The sequence below is a fragment of the Pseudomonas mucidolens genome (genome assembly GCF_900106045.1).
GTDB classification, from domain to species: Bacteria; Pseudomonadota; Gammaproteobacteria; order Pseudomonadales; family Pseudomonadaceae; genus Aquipseudomonas; species Aquipseudomonas mucidolens.
Map to the genome: position 1 here is coordinate 1,060,357 of NZ_LT629802.1, position 22,038 is coordinate 1,082,394.

Annotated in this window: 17 protein-coding genes and 1 pseudogene; 10 read left to right on the forward strand and 8 right to left on the reverse strand. The window is 59.9% G+C overall.

The window, feature by feature from the left end; genetic code table 11:
- Positions 1–92 precede the first annotated feature (92 nt).
- Together tspO and BLU75_RS05290 are read left to right on the forward strand one after the other, a co-directional pair.
- Positions 93–533, forward strand: a complete 441-nt coding sequence (gene tspO / locus BLU75_RS05285; protein WP_084381662.1) for a tryptophan-rich sensory protein TspO — start codon at positions 93–95, stop codon at positions 531–533.
- Positions 533–1,522: an alpha/beta hydrolase gene (locus BLU75_RS05290; protein WP_084381663.1), complete on the forward strand. Its 990-nt coding sequence runs from the start codon at positions 533–535 to the stop codon at positions 1,520–1,522. Before tspO ends, BLU75_RS05290 begins: the two co-directional genes overlap by 1 nt.
- 17 nt (positions 1,523–1,539) lie before the next feature.
- Here BLU75_RS05290 and BLU75_RS05295 read toward each other — a convergent pair whose 3' ends face one another.
- From BLU75_RS05295 to BLU75_RS27685, 3 genes and pseudogenes are all read right to left on the reverse strand, one after another.
- A complete protein-coding gene (locus tag BLU75_RS05295; protein WP_090221386.1) occupies positions 1,540–7,695 on the reverse strand; it encodes a M3 family metallopeptidase in 6,156 nt (2,051 codons plus the stop codon).
- Between the two features lie 196 nt (positions 7,696–7,891).
- Complete coding sequence (locus tag BLU75_RS27680; RefSeq protein ID WP_269461577.1) at positions 7,892–8,089, reverse strand: hypothetical protein; 198 nt, start codon at positions 8,087–8,089, stop codon at positions 7,892–7,894.
- 9 nt (positions 8,090–8,098) lie between these two features.
- Positions 8,099–8,444: pseudogene (locus BLU75_RS27685) on the reverse strand (PAS domain-containing protein); the annotation flags it as partial.
- Between the two features lie 199 nt (positions 8,445–8,643).
- On the opposite strand from BLU75_RS27685, the gene BLU75_RS05305 reads away from it, so the two are divergent.
- Positions 8,644–9,393, forward strand: coding sequence for a substrate-binding periplasmic protein (locus tag BLU75_RS05305; protein WP_084381664.1), 750 nt, complete (start codon positions 8,644–8,646; stop codon positions 9,391–9,393).
- 43 nt (positions 9,394–9,436) lie between these two features.
- On the opposite strand, the gene BLU75_RS05310 is transcribed toward BLU75_RS05305, so the two are convergent.
- The gene (locus BLU75_RS05310; RefSeq protein WP_084381665.1) at positions 9,437–10,252 is read right to left on the reverse strand and encodes an alpha/beta fold hydrolase; all 816 of its coding nucleotides are present in this window, start codon (positions 10,250–10,252) and stop codon (positions 9,437–9,439) included.
- Between the two features lie 49 nt (positions 10,253–10,301).
- Here BLU75_RS05310 and BLU75_RS05315 point away from each other — a divergent pair, with 49 nt between their 5' ends.
- Positions 10,302–10,616 carry an ArsR/SmtB family transcription factor gene (locus BLU75_RS05315; RefSeq protein ID WP_084381666.1) on the forward strand — a complete coding sequence of 105 codons (315 nt, stop codon included), beginning with the start codon at positions 10,302–10,304 and terminating at the stop codon, positions 10,614–10,616.
- Positions 10,617–10,622: 6 nt separating this feature from the next.
- Here the strand turns inward: BLU75_RS05315 and glcC are convergent, their stop codons facing one another.
- Entirely contained in the window at positions 10,623–11,396 is a 774-nt protein-coding gene (glcC, locus tag BLU75_RS05320) for a transcriptional regulator GlcC (RefSeq protein WP_084381667.1), read from the reverse strand.
- A gap of 249 nt (positions 11,397–11,645) precedes the next feature.
- Between glcC and glcD the strand changes: the two genes are divergently transcribed.
- From glcD to BLU75_RS05345, 5 genes are all read left to right on the forward strand, one after another.
- Positions 11,646–13,145: a glycolate oxidase subunit GlcD gene (glcD, locus tag BLU75_RS05325; RefSeq protein ID WP_090221387.1), complete on the forward strand. Its 1,500-nt coding sequence runs from the start codon at positions 11,646–11,648 to the stop codon at positions 13,143–13,145.
- Positions 13,146–13,150: 5 nt separating this feature from the next.
- A complete protein-coding gene (gene glcE, locus BLU75_RS05330) occupies positions 13,151–14,209 on the forward strand; it encodes a glycolate oxidase subunit GlcE (protein ID WP_084381678.1) in 1,059 nt (352 codons plus the stop codon).
- Between the two features lie 2 nt (positions 14,210–14,211).
- Positions 14,212–15,429, forward strand: a complete 1,218-nt coding sequence (glcF, locus tag BLU75_RS05335) for a glycolate oxidase subunit GlcF (RefSeq protein WP_084381669.1) — start codon at positions 14,212–14,214, stop codon at positions 15,427–15,429.
- A gap of 12 nt (positions 15,430–15,441) precedes the next feature.
- Positions 15,442–15,843 carry a heme-binding protein gene (locus BLU75_RS05340; protein ID WP_084381670.1) on the forward strand — a complete coding sequence of 134 codons (402 nt, stop codon included), beginning with the start codon at positions 15,442–15,444 and terminating at the stop codon, positions 15,841–15,843.
- A 199-nt stretch (positions 15,844–16,042) separates the two neighbouring features.
- Positions 16,043–17,743 (forward strand): L-lactate permease, encoded by a 1,701-nt coding sequence (locus BLU75_RS05345; RefSeq protein ID WP_084381671.1) that lies wholly within the window; start codon positions 16,043–16,045, stop codon positions 17,741–17,743.
- A 111-nt stretch (positions 17,744–17,854) separates the two neighbouring features.
- Here BLU75_RS05345 and BLU75_RS05350 read toward each other — a convergent pair whose 3' ends face one another.
- Positions 17,855–19,246, reverse strand: a complete 1,392-nt coding sequence (locus BLU75_RS05350; RefSeq protein ID WP_084381672.1) for an aldehyde dehydrogenase family protein — start codon at positions 19,244–19,246, stop codon at positions 17,855–17,857.
- A 102-nt stretch (positions 19,247–19,348) separates the two neighbouring features.
- On the opposite strand from BLU75_RS05350, the gene ptrR reads away from it, so the two are divergent.
- Entirely contained in the window at positions 19,349–20,221 is an 873-nt protein-coding gene (ptrR, locus tag BLU75_RS05355) for a putrescine utilization regulator PtrR (RefSeq protein WP_084381673.1), read from the forward strand.
- Between the two features lie 30 nt (positions 20,222–20,251).
- Here the strand turns inward: ptrR and BLU75_RS05360 are convergent, their stop codons facing one another.
- Complete coding sequence (locus BLU75_RS05360; RefSeq protein WP_084381674.1) at positions 20,252–20,461, reverse strand: hypothetical protein; 210 nt, start codon at positions 20,459–20,461, stop codon at positions 20,252–20,254.
- A 123-nt stretch (positions 20,462–20,584) separates the two neighbouring features.
- A complete protein-coding gene (locus tag BLU75_RS05365) occupies positions 20,585–21,781 on the reverse strand; it encodes an amino acid aminotransferase (protein WP_084381675.1) in 1,197 nt (398 codons plus the stop codon).
- Positions 21,782–22,038: the final 257 nt, after the last annotated feature.

The following is a 22,038-nucleotide window of genomic DNA, read 5'->3' on the forward strand; positions in this document are numbered from 1 at the left end:
GTCGGTTGTTGCCGTTACAGTGAACTTTTCAGGGTTTCCGAGGCGTCCAACCCTGAAACAACCTTCAGACAGCTGACAACCAAGGACAGACGATGACCTTCTTTATCTTCCTTCTCGCCTGTGGCGCTGCGGCCAGCACCGGTATCATATTCAAGCCCGGTCAATGGTATGAATCGCTGGTCAAGCCCGGCTTCACCCCACCCAATTGGCTGTTTCCGGTGGCCTGGACGCTTATCTATCTGCTGCTGGCCTGGGCCGGTTATCGTTTGAGCCAGCTACCAGGAAGCCAGAGGGTGCTGGCGTTATGGGCAGCGCAGATTGCCTTGAATACGTTGTGGACGCCGGTGTTTTTCGGCGCACAGCGCATGTTCGCCGGACTGGTCATCATCACGCTGCTGTGGCTGGTGGTCGCGGCAATGGTGGTCATGGCGTTACGGCTGGACCTGATCAGCGGGTTGATCCTGTTCCCGTATCTGGTGTGGCTGTCGGTCGCCGCCGCGTTGAATTTTTCCATCCTGCGCAATAATCGCTGATGAACGATTCCGAACGGCCAACTACGAGGCTTTGGCCCGTCACTGAGCAGGAACTGGCCCAGGTGCGGCGCTTCAATAAAACCCTCGCCTGGTTGCCGCGCTTGCGGATCCGTAATCGCTTCACGCCTCGCGTGATTCAGGCGCTGTTGCGCGCAGGTCAACTGGGCGGCGCAGGTAAGTTGCGCAAACAGGGGGTTGAGGCCGCCAACAAAGTGATTGGCGCGGGCGACGTTCAAGTGCCCGTACGGATCATCAGGCCCAAGGGCAAAGCCAAAGGCGTGGTGCTGGATTTTCACGGTGGTGGCTGGGTGATCGGTAACGCGCAGATGAATGACGGCCTGAACCTGGCCATCGTCAACGCCTGCGACGTGACCGTGGTTTCGGTCGACTATCGTCTTGCCGTCACCACGCCGGTCGAAGGCCTGCTGGACGATTGTCTGGTCGCCGCTCGTTGGTTGTTGAGTGACGAGCGCGGTGAGTTCGCCGGCCTGCCGGTTATCGTCGTGGGCGAGTCGGCAGGGGCGCATCTGGCTGTTGCCACCTTATTGGCATTGAAGCAGTCGCCCGACCTGCTTGGGCGGGTGAGCGGGGCGTTGCTGTATTACGGCGTCTACGATTTGGCGGGAACGCCAAGCGTGCGCGCGGCGGGCCCCGACACTCTGGTATTGGACGGCCCCGGCATGGTCGAGGCGTTGCGCCTGCTGACGCCAGGCATGAGCGACGAAGAGCGCCGACGGCCGCCGTTGTCACCGCTGTATGGCGACTTTGCCGGGCTGCCCCCCGCGCTGATGTTTGCCGGGGAGCTGGACCCGTTGCGGGATGACACGCTGGAGCTGGCGGAACGCTGGAGGGCGTCCGCGCCGGTTGAGCTGCACCTTTTACCGGCTTCTGCCCATGGGTTTATCCATTTTCCGTATGCGTTGGCGGGCAAGGTGCTTGCACACAGTCACGCGTGGATAACAGCCCGGCTTGCGGCTTTGAGTGACTGAGCGCCGCGCCGTTTTGCTTACTCTCCCCAGACCGTCGCGGGTTTGTTGCTGTGGTAATCATAGAAACCCTGAAGTACCCAGGTCGTGCCCGTGCGCTCAAACGCGGCGCGCCATGCTCCTCGGCCCGCGCCCGGTTCCAGCTGGGCCATGTCGTACCAGTAATACCCGTTGATCCTTTTGGTCGTGGCTCTGCCGGAGCGGATATCTTCCAGAATTTCCATGATTTTGGCTTTGGCCGGGGCGGGGAAGTTGTCGTAAGACATCTGCGTTTCAGCCAGCGGGCCGAGGGTGACCGTAAACTTGTCTGCTGTGGCTGGGGCCTCCGGCACAAGGGGGGCTTCGGTCACGGATGCCGATGTGCCTTCTGCCTTCTTCGATGTAACCTTGGTCACCGGTTCAACCTCAAAGGGCTCCTTGTACTTTGAGAGATCCTTGGTGAAGCGCTGAATATCTTCACTGGTGGTCATTTTGGATTTCTGCTGTGACGTTCCTTTTTTTACCACGATGTAAGGAATGCCCCGGTTGCGGATTTCCGTCAGTAACCCAAGTCTATTTTTGGCTTTCATTTGCGCCCTGAGCGTTTCCAGCATCATTTTTTTATACGCTTCACGGTTGCCGGGGGCGTCTATATATTCTTTTATCGCGGCTGCTACTTCGTGGGCTTCCCCCGGGAATCGCGTTTTGAGATTAGCCACGGATTTAGCCTCTGCCTCGGAAAGTAGCTGGGTCATTTCGTGCTTGAGTTTTTCGAGTGCTACCTTGTTTTTGCCCTGTGGGGGGGGGGTTAACGCAATGAATACTGCACCGGTAAAATTATCCGGCATCGCCGTCATTTCAATTTTTGTAAATTTGCCATCGCTGTCAACCAAGTCATTTCTGAGAGGAAGTGCTATATCAAATAGTTTTATTTTTTGGGCGTCAGTAAAGGTCATGCCAGTTAAATTTTCTTCGAAGTGTTTGATGTGCGCATCCACCGCCCGCCACAGGAAAAATTTGAACTTCAGTGTCTGGTAGGCGAATTTATAAGGCGTGGGGTCGAGACGGTTATTTTGCACATCGCTGATGAGTGTGTGAAAACGATTGATGGTTGGCGTGTTGAAGTCGTGCAAACTCTCATCCAGTATACGATTGGCAAGCTCCGGGGGCATGGCGTTGATAGACTCCCTCGCCGTGAGTGCTTCTGCGGGAGGGGGATTGCGCAGGGGCATCAGCACGCCTTGCACCAAAGCATGTTTCCTCTGTTGTTGGGTTGCCTGCGGAGCCCCGGGTGAGATTGAACCTTGACCGCCACCCAGTGCTCTTGATCGCTCTTCAACCCGCCATTTGCCGTTCTCCCAACGCACTGTCCGCTGTTGCGCGCGGTTATTCGGCGCGTAGACAATGCGCTGGCCCCCTTGCACGGCGGTCTTATAATAGTGCTTGCCTTGTTTCAGATAGCCTTGTCCCCCCGCGTCCCTGAATACGTAACGGCCCTCGGGCACCAGCCCTTTATCATCGAACCCGTTGAGTTGGAAAGGCTTCAACTGCGGATCGTATAGGCGAGGACCGGACGACGACTCCACGCCTGTCTTGCTCCTTCTTCTGCCCGCGCGGCTCATGATCAAGTCTTCACCGCCTTCTGCCAGCACTTCGCCTAATCCGCTGATGAAATCACTGACCCATTGGCTGGCACTGCCACCTTCGTCCTTTATCGCCGCCACTGCGGCGCCGCCCACCATTTCAGGCAGGACCGAGCGCGCCAGCACTGCGCCCATCCGGCCCGCCGGGAACATCGACATGGCGCCGGTCAGCAGGGCCAGGCCTTTTTTACGTCCCTCCTGCGCCGCCGTGCTGTTGCGCTCGGCGTTGGACACGGTGAGTACATCGGCAGTCTTGAGCGCGTTGGCTATCTGCGTTTCGTGCAGCACTTTCAGCAGGTTCTCTGTCGCGACAGGAAAGGAAATCCCCGAAGCAAAACTCTCCCATGCCCGAGACCGGGTGGGTGAGAAAATTGATTGCGTTACCTGCTTTACTTTCGCCTGCGTCGACAGGTTCGGCGAGGTTGGTGTGATGCTGTCCAACTGATCAGCCTGCGCAGCCAGCGGCAACTTTGAAATAAGCCAGAGCACCATCTGTCGGGAGCCTGTGAGCGCCTGGGTAACCGCTGCGCCCAGTGTCCGGATGGACGCGGCGTGGACCTCCCTGAATTGCTTGCCGTCAGGAGCCCCGGGGGTGTACAGCGTCAGCGAAGGCCGGCTCGCCGGGGTCTTCACCGCAAACGCCAGGACGTCATTCAGTACGTCGTGGTTCCATTGAAGTTGATGGACCACCACTTCATGCCCGTTGACCGTCCCACGCCCTTCAGGCTCTGGGCTGTCCAGCGCGGCCAGCACCAGATGCAGTCCTGTATTGTGCCGGTCAGGCGTCAGGTCTGCGGAAATATGAGCTGTCCATAGGTGCGCCCGGATCTGCCTGGCTTTCAAGGCCATCCATTCGGTCTGCCGTTGCCGGGCTTCAGGACCGAGCCATTCGAGAAATCGCCTGCCCACGTCAGCGGTTTCGATCAGCGCGCAAATGGCTTCGTAGCTCAGCGGACCTTCTTCGGCATGGTGCTGCGCGTTGCGTTCTCGGGGTGTCAGGTTAGAGATCGCCCATTCGCTCAGCGAACGACGGTCATCCACATACGACAGGTCGGTCACCGCCAGACCGGAGCCGTAGGGTGATGCGCCGACGGGCGCACGCGGGTCGATTTTCTGTTTGTGGATACTCAGAAACACCGCATCCGGGTCGGCGGGTGGGTATTTTTCCTCGATTAGGCGGGCAAGCTCCGTGCGGGTCCATTTGCGCAGGGCTTCTGGCGTTCCCAGTGTCGCCGGGTCAGGTGGCAAGGACGTCAGGTCGACCACCGCCTCTCGCCAATCCCGCGCCGCCGCCCACCAGGCGAGGCGATCACTGCCGCTGACTGCGCGACTGCCATGCAGCCAAGTGTCCAGCGCTTGCTGTTTAAGCCGAAACTGGTGTTCGTCCAGGACTTGCGCCAAGTCCAACTGCCCTGAGAGGTTCAATGCCGCATCGATTCTGTCGACCCAGGCGGTAACGTCCTCTTCTTCTGCCGGGCCGCTTGAAATAACATTCCTCACGGCCTCTTGTTGCCTGGCCCGCAGGTCCTGGACCCGTCGTGGAAACAGCTTTTGCGTCATCGGCGCAGTGTGCACCTCTTCCTTTGTCGCGCTGTCCTGCATCAGGCCCGTCTTGAGTTGCGACAGGTTGCTGTACACCTCAAGCGGTTGACCCAGGCCGTAGAGCATTGCTTCTGTTTGCGCGTCGGGGTTGTGCAGGGTCAACGCAAACGCGCCTGGCATGGGCACGCTGGCCCCCCAGTCTGCGGGGGTGTAGTGAAAGGCGTATACCCCTAGGCGAGCATCGCCCGCCGTCGCTTCACGGGATGCGTCGTGCGGTACCGCGAGGGCATAATCGGTCACGGCCTTATGCAGCTGCGGACCGAGCGTCCCGTCAGCCTTGCATAGATCGGCCTGGGTGCTGAGTTGGGTGCTGAATTCCTGAGCCAGCCAGTCGCTGACGCTGTGGCCCTGGCTGAAGGTGGCAGGTGTTTCCCAGAAGGTGTTCAGTGCCCGTTCAAGCTGTCTTGGGTACGCGAGCGGCGTAGTGTTCAGCAGTCGCTCGAGCCTGTCTTTTGCGGCGTTGCTGTTCAGAGAAGCGGGCACTTGCGTGGTGCCGTTTGTATGACGAACCACTTCGATCAGGCTCATGTCGAGGAAGCGTTCATTCAGGTCGGTCTTTCCGGCGAGTGCGCGCCAGAACAGCGTTTGCAGGGGCAGGGTGTCTATCACGCGCTGTCTGAAAAGCGCCTCGCCGGGCAACCGTTCCGCGGGTGGAACAGGCTCTTGCCGCACGCTGCGCACTGACAGCTCTGCGACCGAGACCTGTTCAGCCAGTGAGGGGAACGCCGTTTTAAATGCCTCGGTAAGACACTCTGCGGCCACGGCTGAAGCCAGCGGTACGGCCTCGTCAAGACGCATCATTTGTCGCTGTGAAGCTTCTATCTGCTTTGTCAGATGGGCGCTGGGGTCCGGGGCTGTATCGGCTTGCGGGCGTCCGCCCAGATGATTTGGTTCAGCCGATTCTTCGACGCGACGCAGTGCCTTGAACGTGCGCAGGCCGTCGGCACGCATCAGCCTGGCTGTATAGGGGGCACCCAGAAAGACCTCGAGCGATTGCGTCAATGAGCGCGTGTCGCCCTGAGCCAAAAAAGCTTCACGGAAGGCGCGTCCCGTCGCGGGGTCGAAAACCCCCTCGTTCAGGAATTTTTCGAACGCGGCGCAGGCAAGCACGTACGACCATTTATAGGAATAAACCCTCGCCGCAAAGCCTGTAGTCATCATCTCGGCAGCGTTGAAAGGACGTACATGTTCTGGCCACTGCAAGTGGCCGACAACCGCGTTTACTGCCTCGAATATCTCTTGAGCGCTGCGACCATCACTCTGGGTGAAATGCACTTCAAAATCGAAAAGCATCATCAGCAGCGAATCGGCTGTTGCCCAACTGGTTTGCGTGCGCAGAGCCGTCATCAGCTGTTCCAGCAGCGTGTCCGGAATCGTTTCGCCAGTCTGGTAATGGCTCGATAGCCAGGTCAGAAACGCTTTGGAAAAACACCACTGCGCCATGAACTGGCCGGCGAACTCAACCGTGTCGTGCGCCAATCCGTTTATTCCGGAAATGTCCCGATATGCCGCCTGTGTCAAAAGTTGCTGCAGACAATGCCCCCATTCATGCAGCATCACGTGCAACTTCTGGTGGTCGAGCAGGTGGGATTTATCATCGCTGCGCGGAAACAGCCCGCTGCGCAGAATGGCAATCGGTAATTTGGGTCGACCTTCGGCAGTGATGCGGCGGTTGCGCAGCCCGATCGTCTCGCCCTCTGTGTTGTTCACGGCACTCTGGTAAAGATCCACAAACAAATAGCCAATCGCTTGCTGATACTCTCTGATTTCGAAGCACCGTACATCTGGGTGCCAGCCCTCAACATCCGAACGCTCGAGTACTTCAACGCCAAATAGCAACTGGGTGAACTGGGATAAGCCGCTCAAGACTCTTTCCAACGGAAAATATTCATGTAACGGCTCATAAGAGCTTCCTTCGTATTGACGTATTTTTTCGCCGAGGAATTCATAATCCCAAGGCTGTACCTCAGTAATACCGTGCTGTATCGCGCGCGCTTCAAGTTGCTCGGCTTCCCGGGCAAACGCATCCTGCTGTTCATCAACCGCGTTGCGTAAAAATGCCGTTACGTGCTCAGTGGAGTCAGCCATCTGGCCTTCAAGCGCATATTCAGCGAAGTTTTCGTAGCCCAGCAGCCTGGCTTTCTTGTGTCGGGCATTCAGCAACGATGCCAATACCTCATCGTTATTGTGGGCGGGGTCATAACCCTGCGCCGACGCCTTTGAGTAAAACGCGATCCACACAGCTTTGCGCAGCGGACGATGTTCGGCATACCGCATCACCATTTGAAACGGTTCGTTGCTCAAGTCGAGCCGCCAGCCCGGCAGATTTTTTTCCTGGGCTTTTTTCGCCATGTACCGTTTTATCGGGGCTGGCAGACCTGCCAACAGCGCTTCGTCTGTAACGTGCTGGCTCCAGGCATCGGCTGCCAGGCGCGAGTGCGATTTGAATGTGCCTTCCAGTCGCTTGATTTCGCTGTTCAACTCAGCCAAAAGACGTTGCGAATCCGGCGCAAGGGCCATTCCGGATAATCGATATTCCCGTAGTATTTTCTGCAGCACTCTCTGACGGGGCTTTTCAAACAATGCGGCGGCCGGGCTGTCGGCGAGTTCTTGATACAACGTAAATAATTCGGTGTTTTGTGCCAGTTGCGTTTTGTACGCAGCGGCCAAGTCAGCGCAGCGTGACACGGCGGCGGTCCAGGTCTGCCCGGTTCTGACGGTGCCAAGAATATTGATCACTTCAAGCGTGCTTTCGAGCCGAGACTTTATGGCATCCATTGCCAGTACCAGGTCGTCCCACGTAGGAAAAGGTGTCTGGCTGACGATGATTTCGGCGACTTTGAGGCGACTGTCAGCAATGATTTTTTCGATGGCAGGTGCTAGATGCTCCGCGCGAATCCTTGTGAACGACGGCAAGTCATCGGGATCAAGCAAGGGGTTGTCATTGAGCATGTTCTCTTCCTGAGAAAGTGTCGGAAGCGACAACTTATTCAAGAAGCGGATCGGGGAGGCGTTACATATCCATCTCGGCGAGGAACCGTGCGCGGGGCAGCGTTGCCGGCCGAATTCGGCCAGTCACAACGAGCCGAAGTCGACCCAGCGCGAAATTGCCCGCGCGCAGCGGGCTGTTGTCGCGCCAGTTGATTGACTAGCGATTAAAACGTTCGACCAATGAATACTGGGTCATGGCTGTCTGCGTTAATTCCCGACTCAGCTGTGCGGAATGCCTGGCCTGTTCAGATGTTTGATCCGCAAGACCTGCGATGGTCGTGATGTTGCGGCTGATTTCCTCTGCAACGGCGGTTTGTTCTTCGGTCGCCGCCGCAATCTGGGTGGTCGCCGCCATCTGATTGACCGCGGCGGATATCTGCTCGGTGGTCGGCTTTACTTTGACCGATCGTAACCCACAACTTGGCTACCCTCGAAAACGGGGGTGACGTAGGCATTTACCCAGTAGTGATCACCATTTTTCGAGCGATTCTTGACGATCCCCATCCAGGGCTTGCCTTGCTTGAGTGCGGCCCACAGGTGGGCGGATACGGCGGGGGAACATCGAGGTGACGAACGATATTTTGTGGCGCGCCGATCGGATCCACTTTGTCGAAGCCGCTGATCTCGACGAAGGCGTCATTGCAGTAGGTAATGACGCCTCTTGCGTCTGTCGTTGAGATGAGTTTCTGCTGAGGGGGAACAACAAATATTCCGAATAGGGTGTGCGCTCCCTAAAACAAATGGATCCAAGGGGCTCAGCTCGGGGGCCATCCGCCGGGTGTGTCGCGCAAAGCATAGCGCTTGAATGAAAAGGCACCAGGCAAAATGGGCGACTGGGAGGAGCTATACTGATTTTACTTTTTAAAACAGCCCGCTCTTGATCACCGCACAGCCCACCAGGCAGAACACATGAAACTCTCGACACTCATCACGGCGCTGCTTTGCCTATTGTTCGGCACCGTTGTAGGGGCCGGACAGTATCAGGTGGTTACTGAAGAATGGGCGCCTTATAACTACCGGGAGGACAACCAGCTCACCGGCATGGCCACCGAGATCGTTCGGCGCATAATGGCGCTGACCGGGGATGACTTTGACGTGGTTTTGCAGCCCAGCATGCGAAGCGCCCGCGTACTGGAAACCCGGCCGAAAAGCATAATGTATTCGCTGTTCCGCACGGCAGAGCGCGAACCGTTATACAAGTGGGTCGGACCGATTGTGGAAGAGTCCATTTACCCCTATCAGCTAGCCAGTGCGCCTCAGCCGGTGAACTCCCTGGAACAATTGATGCGTGCTCCGCGGATCACCACGCGACATGCAGGCTTGATACCCGAGACGCTGCAAGCGCTGGGGTTCAATAACCTCGAAAAAAGTGCAACCGAGAGCCTGCAGCTCTACCGTATGCTGCTGGCCGGACGCACCGACATTATTATCGGTGACACCGCTGCGGGAGTGACTTACTACAGTCGCCAACTGGGCATCGCCCCGGGCACGCTGCGGCAGATTCCCGTCGAGCTTTATCGCTCATCGCTGTACATCGCGTTCAGCCGCGACAGTGATGACGAAGTGGTCGCCCGATGGGCCCGCGCGCTGGAGCAGATGCGTCGTTCGGGCGAGCTGAAGCGCATCCGGGATCGGTACAACTACGCCGTCGGGCAATGACACCCGGACCCCGCATACCTCCACGAGGGCGCTCACGTACTTGCTAGTCCCCGATATTTTTGAGAACTGCCGCCACGATCGCTTCAGGGCAATCTTCCTGAACCAGATGACCTGCGTCCGGGATCAAATGGCAGTCACGATCAGCGATCAACCGAGCCAAGGCCAGGCCTTTCTCATGGGGTATCCAATCGTCGTCCTTCCCCCAAAGGACGCTGACAGGGCAGTCAAGGCGGCTGTAGAGTCCCTCGACCTCGTCCGTCCATTTCTGATCCATCTGGGCAATCTGGCGGTAGAACGCAGGTTGGCCCACAGGCCCAAGCCATGGAGCGCTATAGATGCCGAGGGCTTGCTCCGACAATGGATGGTGCGCTGACGATTGCAGGTAGGCATGCAGCAGCGCACGGTGCATGTAGTCTGGCATGCCGGCAAATGCCACTTCGTGCTGGCGCACATGCTGCACGAACGGTGAACCCCAGGGCGCCAGCGCGACCGCATCAAATATCGTCAACGACGCATAACGCAAGCCGTTCAGATAATAGGCGCGCAAGGCCGTGGCCCCACCGAAGTCGTGCACGAGGACATCCGGACGCTGCAGGCCCCACTCGGCAAACAGCGCGGCAAGAAGCGTATTCTGCACCGCCAGGGATACGTCTTGACCAGGGCGCATCTCGGACAGTCCGTAACCGACCAGGTCGAAGTAGTACACCGTTCTGCGGTCAGTGAGGTGCGGCACTATCCTGCGCCAGACTTGTGACGAAAACGGCGTCCCGTGAATCGCGACAAGTGCCGGTCCGTTTCCGCAACTGCCCCAACGTACTGCGTTGCCATCGATGATTGTGGTGTTTGGCAGCTCGAGCATCTCCTCACCTCATATTGTCAAATAGCTATATGACGATATGATAGACAGCATGAATAGATCAATACAAATAATGGCGATGGCCAGCGAGCAGCGATTGACGATCCTGAAGCTACTGGGCGCTCCGCAAAAACACTTCTGTCACCAACAGTCGGCTGATCCCCTCGAGTTCGGGGTCTGCATGACCCTGATCGCCGAAGCGTTGGCAATTGCTCAGCCCTCAGCCAGCAGGCACTTGGCGATTATCCGCGAGGCAGGCTTCATCAAGGTGCGAAAACACCTGAAATGGTCCTATTGCAAACGTGATGAAGTCGCGATCAGTGAGTACCTGAACTGGCTGGCCCGCGAGCTTTCATCAGGCGCCTAGGATGGCTTACACCCAGCCCTCCAGGCGCATGGTCGCACGCACCAGGCGTTGCTCCTCCTGTTCGATCTCCTTGAGGTTGTCGCGGATGCTGTGAATGTGTTCTCGCGCAGCACGTTGGGCCTGCTCTGGCATGCGCTCGATGACCGCGTGATAGAGCCGTGCGTGCTGGCGGTCGATCTGGCGTTTCTGCAGGGGGCGGTGATAGAGGTTGTTGACCGACGCGAACACGGTGCTGAGCATCAAGTCGGTCAACGACTGCAGGGTGTGCAGCAACACCGGATTGTGCGAGGCCTCGCAGACCGCGAGGTGGAAGGCGTGGTCCAGGCGGGCATGCTCGCGTGGCTCGATAGACGCTGACTGGCTGTGGGCGGCGAGCATTTCTTCGTAGCGTCGCGTCAGCAGGATGAAGTCCGCATCTGTGCCGCGCAAGGCGGCCAGGCGCGCCGACTCGGCTTCCAGTAGGGCGCGCACTTCCAGCAGATCAAACAGGGTGCGCGGCTGCGAGTTAAACAGGTGCATCAGCGGGCTGGCATCGCGGGCTCCGTTCAGCGTGGCAACCCGCGAGTCACGGCCATGGGCGGTGTCGATGATGCCGCGCCCGCGCAGCACCTTCAATCCTTCTCGCAGCGCCGAGCGGGAGATCCCCAATTTCTCGCACAGGCGGCGTTCCGAAGGCAGCGCCTGGCCGACCTTGAGCACGCCATCGACGATCAGTCGCTCAATCCGTTCGGCAACGACATCACTGACCTGGCGGCGAATGCCTGCTCTCTCTTCAAGCATCTTGAGTACCTCGGACAACTGGTAGTACCAGTTTTAATTGGGCGAACACGTACCTTCTAATATAGCTACCCATGCCTGTTTTTGCGGGGACATGACAGCGATTGCCTGGATGTCCGTTTGCAGAAACTGGTCATACCAGTATGTGAGGTGATAGACGGCGGGACTGCAAGGCTCTACACATGAGCCACAACAAGCGGACCGGCTCGCTACCGGTGTCGCAAAAAACAATATCCAGCGAGAACGCCTGCCATGAGTATTCTGTACGACGAGCGCGTCGATGGTGCGCTGCCCAAGGTCGACAAGGCCGCCTTGTTGGCTGAACTGCGTGAGCAGCTTCCGGACATGGCGGTGCTGCATACCCAGGAAGACCTCAAACCCTACGAATGCGACGGGCTCAGCGCCTACACCACCACGCCGATGATGGTGGTATTGCCTGAGCGCATCGAGCAAGTCGAGTGTCTGCTCAAACTCTGTTATCAGCGCAGTGTGCCCGTGGTGGCACGCGGGGCAGGGACGGGCTTGTCAGGCGGCGCGCTGCCGTTGGTCCAGGGGATCTTGCTGGTGATGGCGCGCTTCAAGCACATCCTTGAGGTCAATCCAGAGGGCCGCTTTGCGCGCGTCCAGCCTGGTGTTCGCAACCTGGCTATCTCCCAGGCCGCCGCCCCTTATGACCTGTATTACGCGCCCGATCCGTCCTCGCAGATCGCCTGTTCGATCGGCGGAAACGTCGCCGAGAATGCCGGTGGCGTGCACTGCCTGAAATATGGCCTGACCGTGCACAACTTACTCAAGATAGACATTCTCAGCGTTGAAGGCGAGCGCATGACGCTGGGCAGCGATGCCCTGGATTCGCCAGGCTTCGATCTGCTCGCCTTGTTCACCGGTTCCGAAGGCATGCTTGGGATCATCACCGAGGTCACGGTCAAGCTGCTGCCCAAGCCGCAGGTGGCGAAAGTGCTGCTGGCCAGCTTTGACTCGGTGGAAAACGCCGGGCACGCGGTCGCGGAAATCATCGCGGCGGGCATCATCCCGGGCGGCCTGGAGATGATGGACAACCTGGCAATTCGCGCTGCCGAGGACTTTATTCACGCCGGTTATCCGGTGGATGCCGAGGCCATCCTGTTGTGCGAGCTGGATGGCGTGGAAGCCGACGTGCAGGACGAGTGCGAACGTGTCCGCGCGGTACTGGACAAGGCCGGTGCCACTGAAGTACGCATGGCCCGCGATGAGGTTGAGCGCGTCAAGTTCTGGGCGGGGCGCAAGAACGCCTTCCCCGCGGTAGGACGTATCTCAGCGGATTACTACTGCATGGATGGCACCATCCCGCGTCGCGAACTCCCCGGTGTACTCAAGGGCATCCGTGAGCTGTCCGAGGCGTTCGGCCTGCGGGTGGCCAACGTGTTCCATGCCGGCGACGGCAACATGCATCCACTGATTCTGTTTGATGCCAACCAGCCCGGCGAGCTGGAGCGCGCCGAGTCCCTGGGCGGCAAGATCCTCGAACTCTGCGTCAAGGTGGGCGGCAGCATCACCGGCGAACATGGCGTGGGACGCGAGAAGATCAATCAAATGTGTGTTCAATTCAACAACGACGAACTGACCCTGTTCCACGCGGTGAAAGCCGCCTTCGATCCAAATGGCTTGCTCAACCCCGGCAAGAACATTCCGACCCTGCACCGCTGTGCCGAATTCGGTGCGATGCACGTGCACCACGGCAAGCTACCTTTTCCTGAACTGGAGCGCTTCTAATGGTCATGCAGCCTGACTGCGACGCCAGCGAGGCACTGCTGGAACAGGTCAATCACGCCCTCAACAATTCGTGTGCATTGCGCATTCAAGGTGGCAACAGCAAGGCGTTTCTCGGTCGCAAGGTCGAAGGCGAAGTGCTCGATACCCGTGCCCATCGCGGCATCGTCAGCTACGACCCGACCGAGTTGGTGATCACCGCGCGCGCCGGCACGCCGCTGGCGGAGTTGGAAGCGGCGCTGGATGCGGCGGGGCAGATGCTCACTTGCGAGCCTGCGCAGTTCGACGGCGCCGCGACCCTTGGCGGAATGGTTGCAGCAGGTCTGTCGGGCCCGCGGCGGCCCTGGTCCGGCGCGGTGCGTGATCTGGTCCTGGGCACTCGCTTGATCAGCGGAACGGGCAAGCACCTGCGTTTTGGTGGCGAGGTGATGAAGAACGTTGCCGGCTACGACCTGTCGCGCCTGCTGGCCGGTAGCCTTGGCTGCCTGGGGGTGATAACCGAGGTGTCACTCAAAGTGCTGCCCAAGCCGCGCCAATGCCTCAGTCTGCGCCTGGAGATGGACGTTGCCCTGGCCCTGCGCAAACTCGCCGAGTGGGGCCGGCAACCTATTCCACTGAGCGCTGCCAGTCATGATGGGCGGGCTTTGCACCTGCGCCTGGAAGGCGGTGAAGGCTCGGTGGCGGCCGCACGCGAGCGCCTCGGCGGTGAACTATTTGCGAACACCTATTGGGCTGATCTGCGTGAGCAACGCCTGGATTTCTTCGCCGACCCACGACCGCTGTGGCGGTTATCGTTACCGCCCAACAGCGCAGTGCTGGCGCTGCCGGGTGAGCAGTTGATCGATTGGGGTGGCGCCCAGCGCTGGCTGAAATGCGCTGCCGATGCCGCGCTGATCCGCCAGACCGTCGCCGAAGTCGGTGGCCACGCCACCTGCTTCACTGCCGGCCACTGTGACAGTCCGTTCCACCCACTGGCCGCGCCGTTGCTGCGCTACCACCAACAGCTGAAAAACCGACTCGATCCCCAGGGCATTTTCAACCCTGGTCGTCTGTATTGTGAGGTGTAGCCGTGCAGACCAACCTGAGTGAGCAGGCCAGACAACTGCCGCGCGCCGAGGAAGCCGAACGCATCCTGCGAAGTTGTGTGCATTGCGGCTTCTGCAACGCGACCTGCCCGACCTACCAACTCATTGGCGACGAGCTGGACGGCCCGCGTGGGCGCATTTACCTGATCAAGCAAGTGTTGGAAGGCCACGAAGTCACGACCAAGACCCAACTGCACCTGGACCGCTGCCTGAGCTGTCGTAACTGTGAAACCACCTGCCCATCGGGTGTGCAGTACCATAATCTGTTGGATATCGGCCGTGCTGTAGTCGACGCCGCCGTGCCGCGTCCGTTGGCTCAGCGCGTGTTGCGGGAAAGCTTGCGTGCCGTGGTACCCCGTGCGGCGTTGTTCAAAGGGTTGATCCAGGCTGGTCAGGTTTTCCGTGCGCTGTTGCCGAGCCACCTCAAGGACAAGTTGCCGCGCACTGCACGTGCCGCCAAGCCACGCCCCGAACCCCGGCATGCACGCCGTGTGCTGATGCTCGAGGGCTGCGTGCAGCCAGGCCTGGCACCCAACACCAACGCCGCCACGACGCGGGTGCTCGATCGCCTCGGGATCAGCGTCACGCCGATCAATGAAGCCGGTTGCTGCGGTGCGGTGGACTACCACCTCGACGCCCAGGCGCAAGGCTTGCAGCGTGCACGGCAGAACATCGATGCCTGGTGGCCCGCCATCGAGCAAGGTGCCGAGGCTATTGTGCAGACCGCCAGCGGTTGCGGCGCTTTCGTCAAGGAGTACGGGCACCTGCTGGCGCAAGACCCGGCGTATGCCGAGAAGGCCCGGCGCGTCAGTACGCTGGCCAAAGACCTGGTTGAGGTGATCGGCGCAGAACCTCTGGAGCCGCTCGGCATACACGCCGACCAGCGCCTGGCCTTCCATTGTCCCTGCACTCTGCAGCATGCACAGCAGCTCGGGGGCGCAGTGGAAAGCCTGCTCACACGCCTTGGTTTCGGCCTGACTGCCGTGCCTGACAGCCACCTGTGTTGCGGCTCGGCCGGCACCTATTCGTTAACCCAGCCGGCGCTCTCCAGGCAGTTGCGCGACAGCAAACTCAACGCTCTTGAAAGCGGCAAGCCGCAGGTGATTGTCACCGCCAACATTGGCTGCCAGATCCATCTCGACGGCGCCGGTCGCACCCCTGTGCGGCACTGGATCGAACTCGTCGAAGAAGCCTTGAACTAACCGGAGAAGAGCATGCTCAGCAAATCCGTATTGAGTCAGGCCGAGGTCAGCAAAATGCTCGCCGCCGCCCGCAGCGAAGCCGAGAAAAACCACTGGGCCGTGAGCATCAGTGTGGTCGACGATGGCGGTCACCCGCTGGCCCTGGAACGCCTCGACGGCAGTGCACCGATCACGGCCTACATCGCCAGCGAGAAGGCGCGCAGTGCCGCCCTCGGCCGTCGCGAAACCAAAGGCTATGAAGAGATGGTCAATGGCGGACGTAGCGCGTTTCTGTCCGCGCCGCTGCTGACCTCGCTGGAAGGTGGTGTGCCGGTGATTGTTGACGGCCAGGTGATTGGCGCGGTGGGCGTTTCCGGGGTCAAGGCCGATCAAGACGCACACGTGGCCAAAGCCGCTATTGCCGCCCTGAGTTGATTCCAGAAGCTGGAGCTTCGGTGTTAACCGGGTGCAGCACAACCGACCCCGGCAGCCCATGGCTGCCGGGGCTCTCGAGCATGAGCGCGGCGACCGGTGATCCCTGTCGTCGTGGTTCGCGGAGCACCTGTGCTCTCGATGCGTGGCGCCGGAGACCCCCGGCAAACTGTGGTTCACAACAATAAAAAGGAACCAAACCATGAGTCAAACGCTGCTGTCCATCCTGGCATTTGTGCCGCTGGTACTGGCGGGTGTGTTGCTGATCGGCTTTCGCTGGCCAGCCAAATACGCCATGCCGGTCGTCTTCGTGCTTACCGCACTGATCGGCCTTGGGGCCTGGGACATGACGTTCAATCGAGTCCTGGCTTCCACGCTACAGGGCCTCGTCCTCACGGCGGCAATCCTGTGGATTGTCTTCGGCGCCATTCTGCTGCTCAACACCCTTAAACATTCTGGCGGCATCAGCGCTATTCGCCGCGGCTTCGCCACTATCAGTCCTGATCGTCGGGTTCAGGCGTTGATCGTGGCCTGGTTGTTCGGCTGCTTCATCGAGGGCGCCTCCGGCTTCGGCACACCTGCCGCGGTGGTTGCTCCGCTGATGGTCGCGCTGGGCTTCCCGGCCATGGCCGCCGTCGTCCTGGGCATGCTGGTGCAGTCCACGCCGGTTTCCTTTGGTGCGGTCGGCACGCCGATGGTGGTTGGCGTCACGGGCGGCCTTGACCAGAGCGGGCTCAGCGCGCAACTGGCGGCATTGGGAAGCAACTGGGAGGTATTCTTCCAACTGATTGTCTCGCGGGTGGCGATCGTCCATGCCCTCTGTGGGATCCTCATGCCACTGATCATGGTCAGCATCATGACGCGCTTTTTCGGCAAGAACCAATCCTGGCGCGAAGGCTTGGAGATGGCGCCGTTTGCGATTTTCACCGGCCTCGCTTTTGTCATTCCTTACGCCGCCGCCGGCGTGTTCCTCGGTCCGGAATTCCCCTCGATGATTGGTGCCTTGGTGGGCCTGAGCATTGTAATCCCCGCAGTCAAAGCCGGTTTCCTGCTACCTAAGACCACCTGGGATTTTGCCCCGGCCAGCGAGTGGCCAGCCGAGTGGATGGGCAAGATCGAGATGAAAATCGACGAAATGGCCGGCAAGCAGGCGATTTCCGTGCCTATGGCTTGGGCGCCCTATGTACTGCTGGCCGTGCTGTTGGTGCTGTCGCGCAATATTGCGCCACTGAAAACCTGGCTGCTGTCACTGAGCTTCGGCTGGACGGATATTCTGGGGGAGACAGGTGTGTCCGCCAGCCTGGAATTGCTTTACCTGCCAGGTGGCCTGCTCTGCGTGGTTTCGCTGATGACCTTTTTCCTGCACCGCATGCGTGCCGGGGAGTGGGTAGCGGCCTTCAGCGAATCGAGCAAAACCTTGTTCGGCGCGGGGTTCGTGTTGATTTTCACCATTCCCATGGTGCGTATCCTGATCAACTCAGGGGTGAACGCGTCGGACCTGGTGTCGATGCCGGTAGCGATGGCGCGACTGGTCGCAGACAGTGTCGGCAGTGTGTACCCGATCTTCGCCCCGGCGGTGGGCGCGCTGGGTGCGTTCATTGCCGGTTCCAATACTGTGTCCAACTTGATGCTGGCGCAGTTCCAGTTCAACACTGCGCAACTGTTGGGCCTCTCTGGCGCACTGATGGTAGCGTTGCAATCGGTGGGCGCGGCGGCCGGTAACATGATCGCCATCCACAACGTGGTGGCGGCGTCAGCGACGGTCGGCCTGTTGGGACGCGAAGGGATCACCCTGCGCAAGACCCTGCTGCCAACCCTGTACTACATCATCCTGGCCGGTATCATCGGCATGATCGGCTTCTATCTCCTGGGTATCAGCGACCCACTGCAAGTGAAGCCCTGAATACACCTGCCGGCAGCCCGCTAACCGGCGGGTTGCCGGCAAGCCCCTCGCTACAACAGCGGTATCAGGCGCTTCACTTGCTTAACTAGCATTGAGCGGGTTGTTTTGCACTCAGCGGCGATTCAGCCATACCGTCTGGGCATTACAGAACTCCCGCACACCAAAGTGCGACAACTCGCGGCCAAAACCACTCTTTTTCACACCCCCAAATGCCACCCGTGGGTCGGAGACGCTGTAGGCATTGATAAAGATCCCGCCGGTTTCCAGTTGGTTGGCGATGTGCCGTGCCTGCTCCGCGTCGGTGGTGAACACACTGGCCGTCAGTCCGAACTCGCTGTCGTTGGCCAGGGCCACGGCGTGCTCGGCATCGCGGGCGGTGATGATGGAGGCCACGGGACCGAACAGTTCCTGTCTGAACGAGGTCATCTGGTCGGTGACGTTGGCCAGTACCGTCGGTGCGTAGTAGTTGCCAGCCCCTTCGATTTTATGCCCGCCCAGCAGCAGGCTGGCGCCTTCTTCGAGGGTGGCCTGGACTTGGCCGTGCAGTTCATCGCGCAGGTCGAAGCGGGCCATGGGGCCAATGTAAGTGTCGATCGACGTCGGGTCACCCATCACCAGTTGACGGCTGGCTTCGACGAATCTGGCGGTGAAGGCGTGCACCACGCCTTCTTCGATAATCAGGCGCTTGGCGGCGGCGCAGACCTGTCCGGAGTTCTGGAAGCGGCCGATCACAGCGGCCTGGACCGCTTCGTCGAGGTTGGCGTCGTTGAGCACGATAAACGGGTCGGAGCCACCCAGTTCCAGCACGCATTTCTTCAGCGCCGCGCCGGCCTGGGAGCCGATAGCGATGCCGGCGCGCACGCTGCCGGTAAGGGTGACAGCAGCGATGCGTGGGTCGGCGATGGCACTGGACACGCCGTCCTGGGTGACATTGATCACTTCGAACAGACCGTCGGCGAAACCCGCGCGCTGAAAGACTTGTTGCATCAGGTACGCGCTGCCCATCACATTCGGCGCGTGTTTAAGCACGTAAGTGTTGCCGCTGAGCAGGGTTGGCACGGCGCCGCGCAGTACTTGCCAGACTGGGAAATTCCACGGCATCACCGCGAGGATCGGGCCCAGCGGGCGATATTCGATATGTGCCTCACCGTTGTCCACCAGGGTCGGCTCCGGGGCGAGCATTGCCGGGCCGTGGGCCGCATACCATTCACAGAGCCCCGCGCATTTTCCGATTTCGGCGCGGGCCTGGGCAATGGGTTTGCCCATTTCCAGGGTAATCATCTGCGCCATCGTTTCCGCCTGATCGCGCAGGGTCGCGGCCAGCGCCAGCATCAACTCGGCGCGTTGTCCGACCGGCGTATGGCGCCAAGCGCGGAAGGCATCGGTGGCGCGGGTGAGGGCTGCGTCCAGTTGCGATGCGGTTTCGTAGGGATAGCTGCCGACGGTTTCGCCTGTGGCGGGATTGATCGACAGGGCGTGGGTCTGGTGCGAAATAGCGTGCATGGCGCCGTCCTGCTGAATGAATGGGTTGAAGACAGGATAGGGGGCTGTATCTTTTCTTAAACTGAATAATATTAAGTAATACGTTCACGATTGGAGAATGACTTGGATCTTGTGCAGCTGGAAATTTTCAAGGCTGTTGCCGAACAAGGCAGCATCAGCGCCGCCTCGCAGTTGATTCATCGGGTGCCGTCGAACCTGACCACACGCATCAAGCAACTGGAGCAGGATTTGGGCGTGGCGTTGTTCATTCGCGAGAAGAGCCGCCTGCGGCTGTCACCGGCGGGGTGGAATTTCCTTGGGTATGCGCGGCGCATTCTCGATCTGGTGCAAGAGGCCCGCGCGACGGTGGCGGGGGAGGAGCCCCAGGGCGCGTTTGCCCTGGGTTCGCTGGAAAGCACCGCAGCGGTGCGGATTCCGGCCCTGCTCGCCGCGTATAACCAGAAGTACGCCAAGGTGGAGCTGGACCTGAGCACCGGGCCGTCTGGGACGATGATCGAGGGCGTGTTGTCCGGACGGCTTACTGCGGCGTTTGTCGATGGACCGGTGTTGCATGCGACCCTGGAAGGCGTGGCGGTGTTTGAAGAGGAGATGGTGATGATAGCGCCACTGCATCACGCGCCAATCACTCGGGGGCAGGATGTGAATGGCGAGAACATCTATACCTTTCGATCAAACTGTTCGTACCGACATCATTTCGAGCGCTGGTTTTCACTGGATGGCGCGGTGCCGGGCAAGATCTTCGAGATTGAGTCGTACCACGGCATGCTTGCGTGCGTCAGCGCCGGGGCTGGACTGGCGCTGATGCCCCGCAGCATGTTGGAGAGCATGCCGGGATTTGCCGCGGTGAGTGTATGGCCGCTGACGGACAGCTTCCGGGTATTGCATACCTGGCTGATCTGGCGGCGTGGGACGGTGTCACAGAGCCTGAACAGCTTTGTGCGCCTGCTCGAAGAACGTGCCTTGACCCAGCCATAGAAACCCGAGCCGGTGCACGTTACGTGCCGGCTAGCCGCCAAATTGCAAAGTGCCCATGGCCAGCCTGGCGAACAGTGCCGTGGCGCCCAATTGCACCAGCCAGAGCGCCAGGCCGCCGAGAAAAACCCCAAGGGCCACCTGCAACACCAGGCTTTTCTGGCGCTTCGCGTGGGGGACACGGGGAGTGAAGTGCTCCAGCTCGTCGCGGTCGGCACGCAGGTTCAGGTCGTCATTTCGCATGGTGATCTCGTCGCAAGGGGCGGTTGTTTCATCAGTCTAGGGGCTGCGTGCTGGAAAAAGGAGTTTTCTGCGTACTAAAAAGGGGAAGCCGATGGCTTCCCCTTTTTGACATCCTCTGCAGGTTTACAGCACCTGCACGATCGCCTTGGTCACGGCGCCAATATTCGCCTGGTTCAACGCCGCCACGCAGATGCGGCCTGTGTCCAGGGCGTAGATGCCGAATTCGTTGCGCAGGCGGGTGACTTGTTCAACGCTCAGGCCTGAGTAGGAGAACATTCCGCGCTGGCGACCGACGAAGCTGAAGTCGTGGCCGGGCGCAGCCTTGGCCAGTTCGGCGACCATCTGCTCGCGCATGCCACGGATGCGCAGGCGCATTTCGGCCAGTTCCGCTTCCCATTGGGCGCGCAGTTCCGGGCTGTTGAGCACCGCGGCGACAATCGCCGCGCCGTGGGTCGGCGGGTTGGAGTAGTTGGTGCGGATCACGCGCTTGACCTGGGACAGGATGCGCGCGCTTTCTTCTTTCGATTCGCTGACGATGGACAGTGCGCCGACGCGCTCGCCATACAGCGAGAACGATTTGGAGAACGAGCTGGAGACGAAGAACGTCAGGCCCGATTCGGCGAACAGGCGCACAGCGGCGGCGTCTTCGTCGATGCCGTCACCAAAGCCCTGGTAGGCCATGTCGAGGAACGGCACGAGGTTTTTCGCCTTGACCACGTCCAGCACCTGTTGCCAGTCCGCCGGGCTCAGGTCGACGCCGGTCGGGTTGTGGCAACAGGCGTGCAAGACCACGATCGATTGGGGCGGCAGGGCGTTGAGGTCTTCCAGCAGGCCGGCACGGTTCACGTCGTGGGTGGCGGCGTCATAGTAGCGGTAGTTCTGTACCGCAAAACCGGCGTTTTCAAACAGTGCGCGGTGGTTTTCCCAGCTTGGGTCACTGATGGCGACGACGGCGTCGGGCAACAGTTGCTTGAGGAAGTCGGCACCGATTTTCAGCGCGCCCGTCCCGCCGACGGCTTGCGCGGTGATCACGCGACCGGCGCTGAGCAGCGCTGAGTCGCTGCCGAACAGGAGTTTCTGTACGGCCAGGTCGTAGGCGGCGATACCGTCGATCGGCAAGTAGCCACGGGCGGCGTGTTGCGCGACACGAATGGCCTCCGCTTCGGCAACGGCACGCAAGAGTGGAATCTTCCCCTCCTCATTGCAGTAAACGCCCACGCCCAGGTTGACCTTGGTGGTTCGGGTATCAGCGTTGAATGCTTCGTTGAGGCCCAGGATAGGATCGCGTGGTGCCATTTCGACAGCGGAGAACAGGCTCATTTTTGCGGCGGCTCTGAGTGAGAAAAGGAGGGACGTGTCACGCTCCAGCCGAATGCACTAGAGCGATGCACAAACGGGGAGCTAGTATAGAGGCCATCACCGCTCGCGGCGACAGCCGAAACGGCTTTTCGGCCAAGTTTTTCGGTTTATTTTTCGACCGTTAGTCTTATTGCAACATTGATGGCGACCGGCATGTAGAACGATTGCCTTGAAACCGCTGATGTTCGCCTCCACTTCTACAGTTATCATGGTTTTTT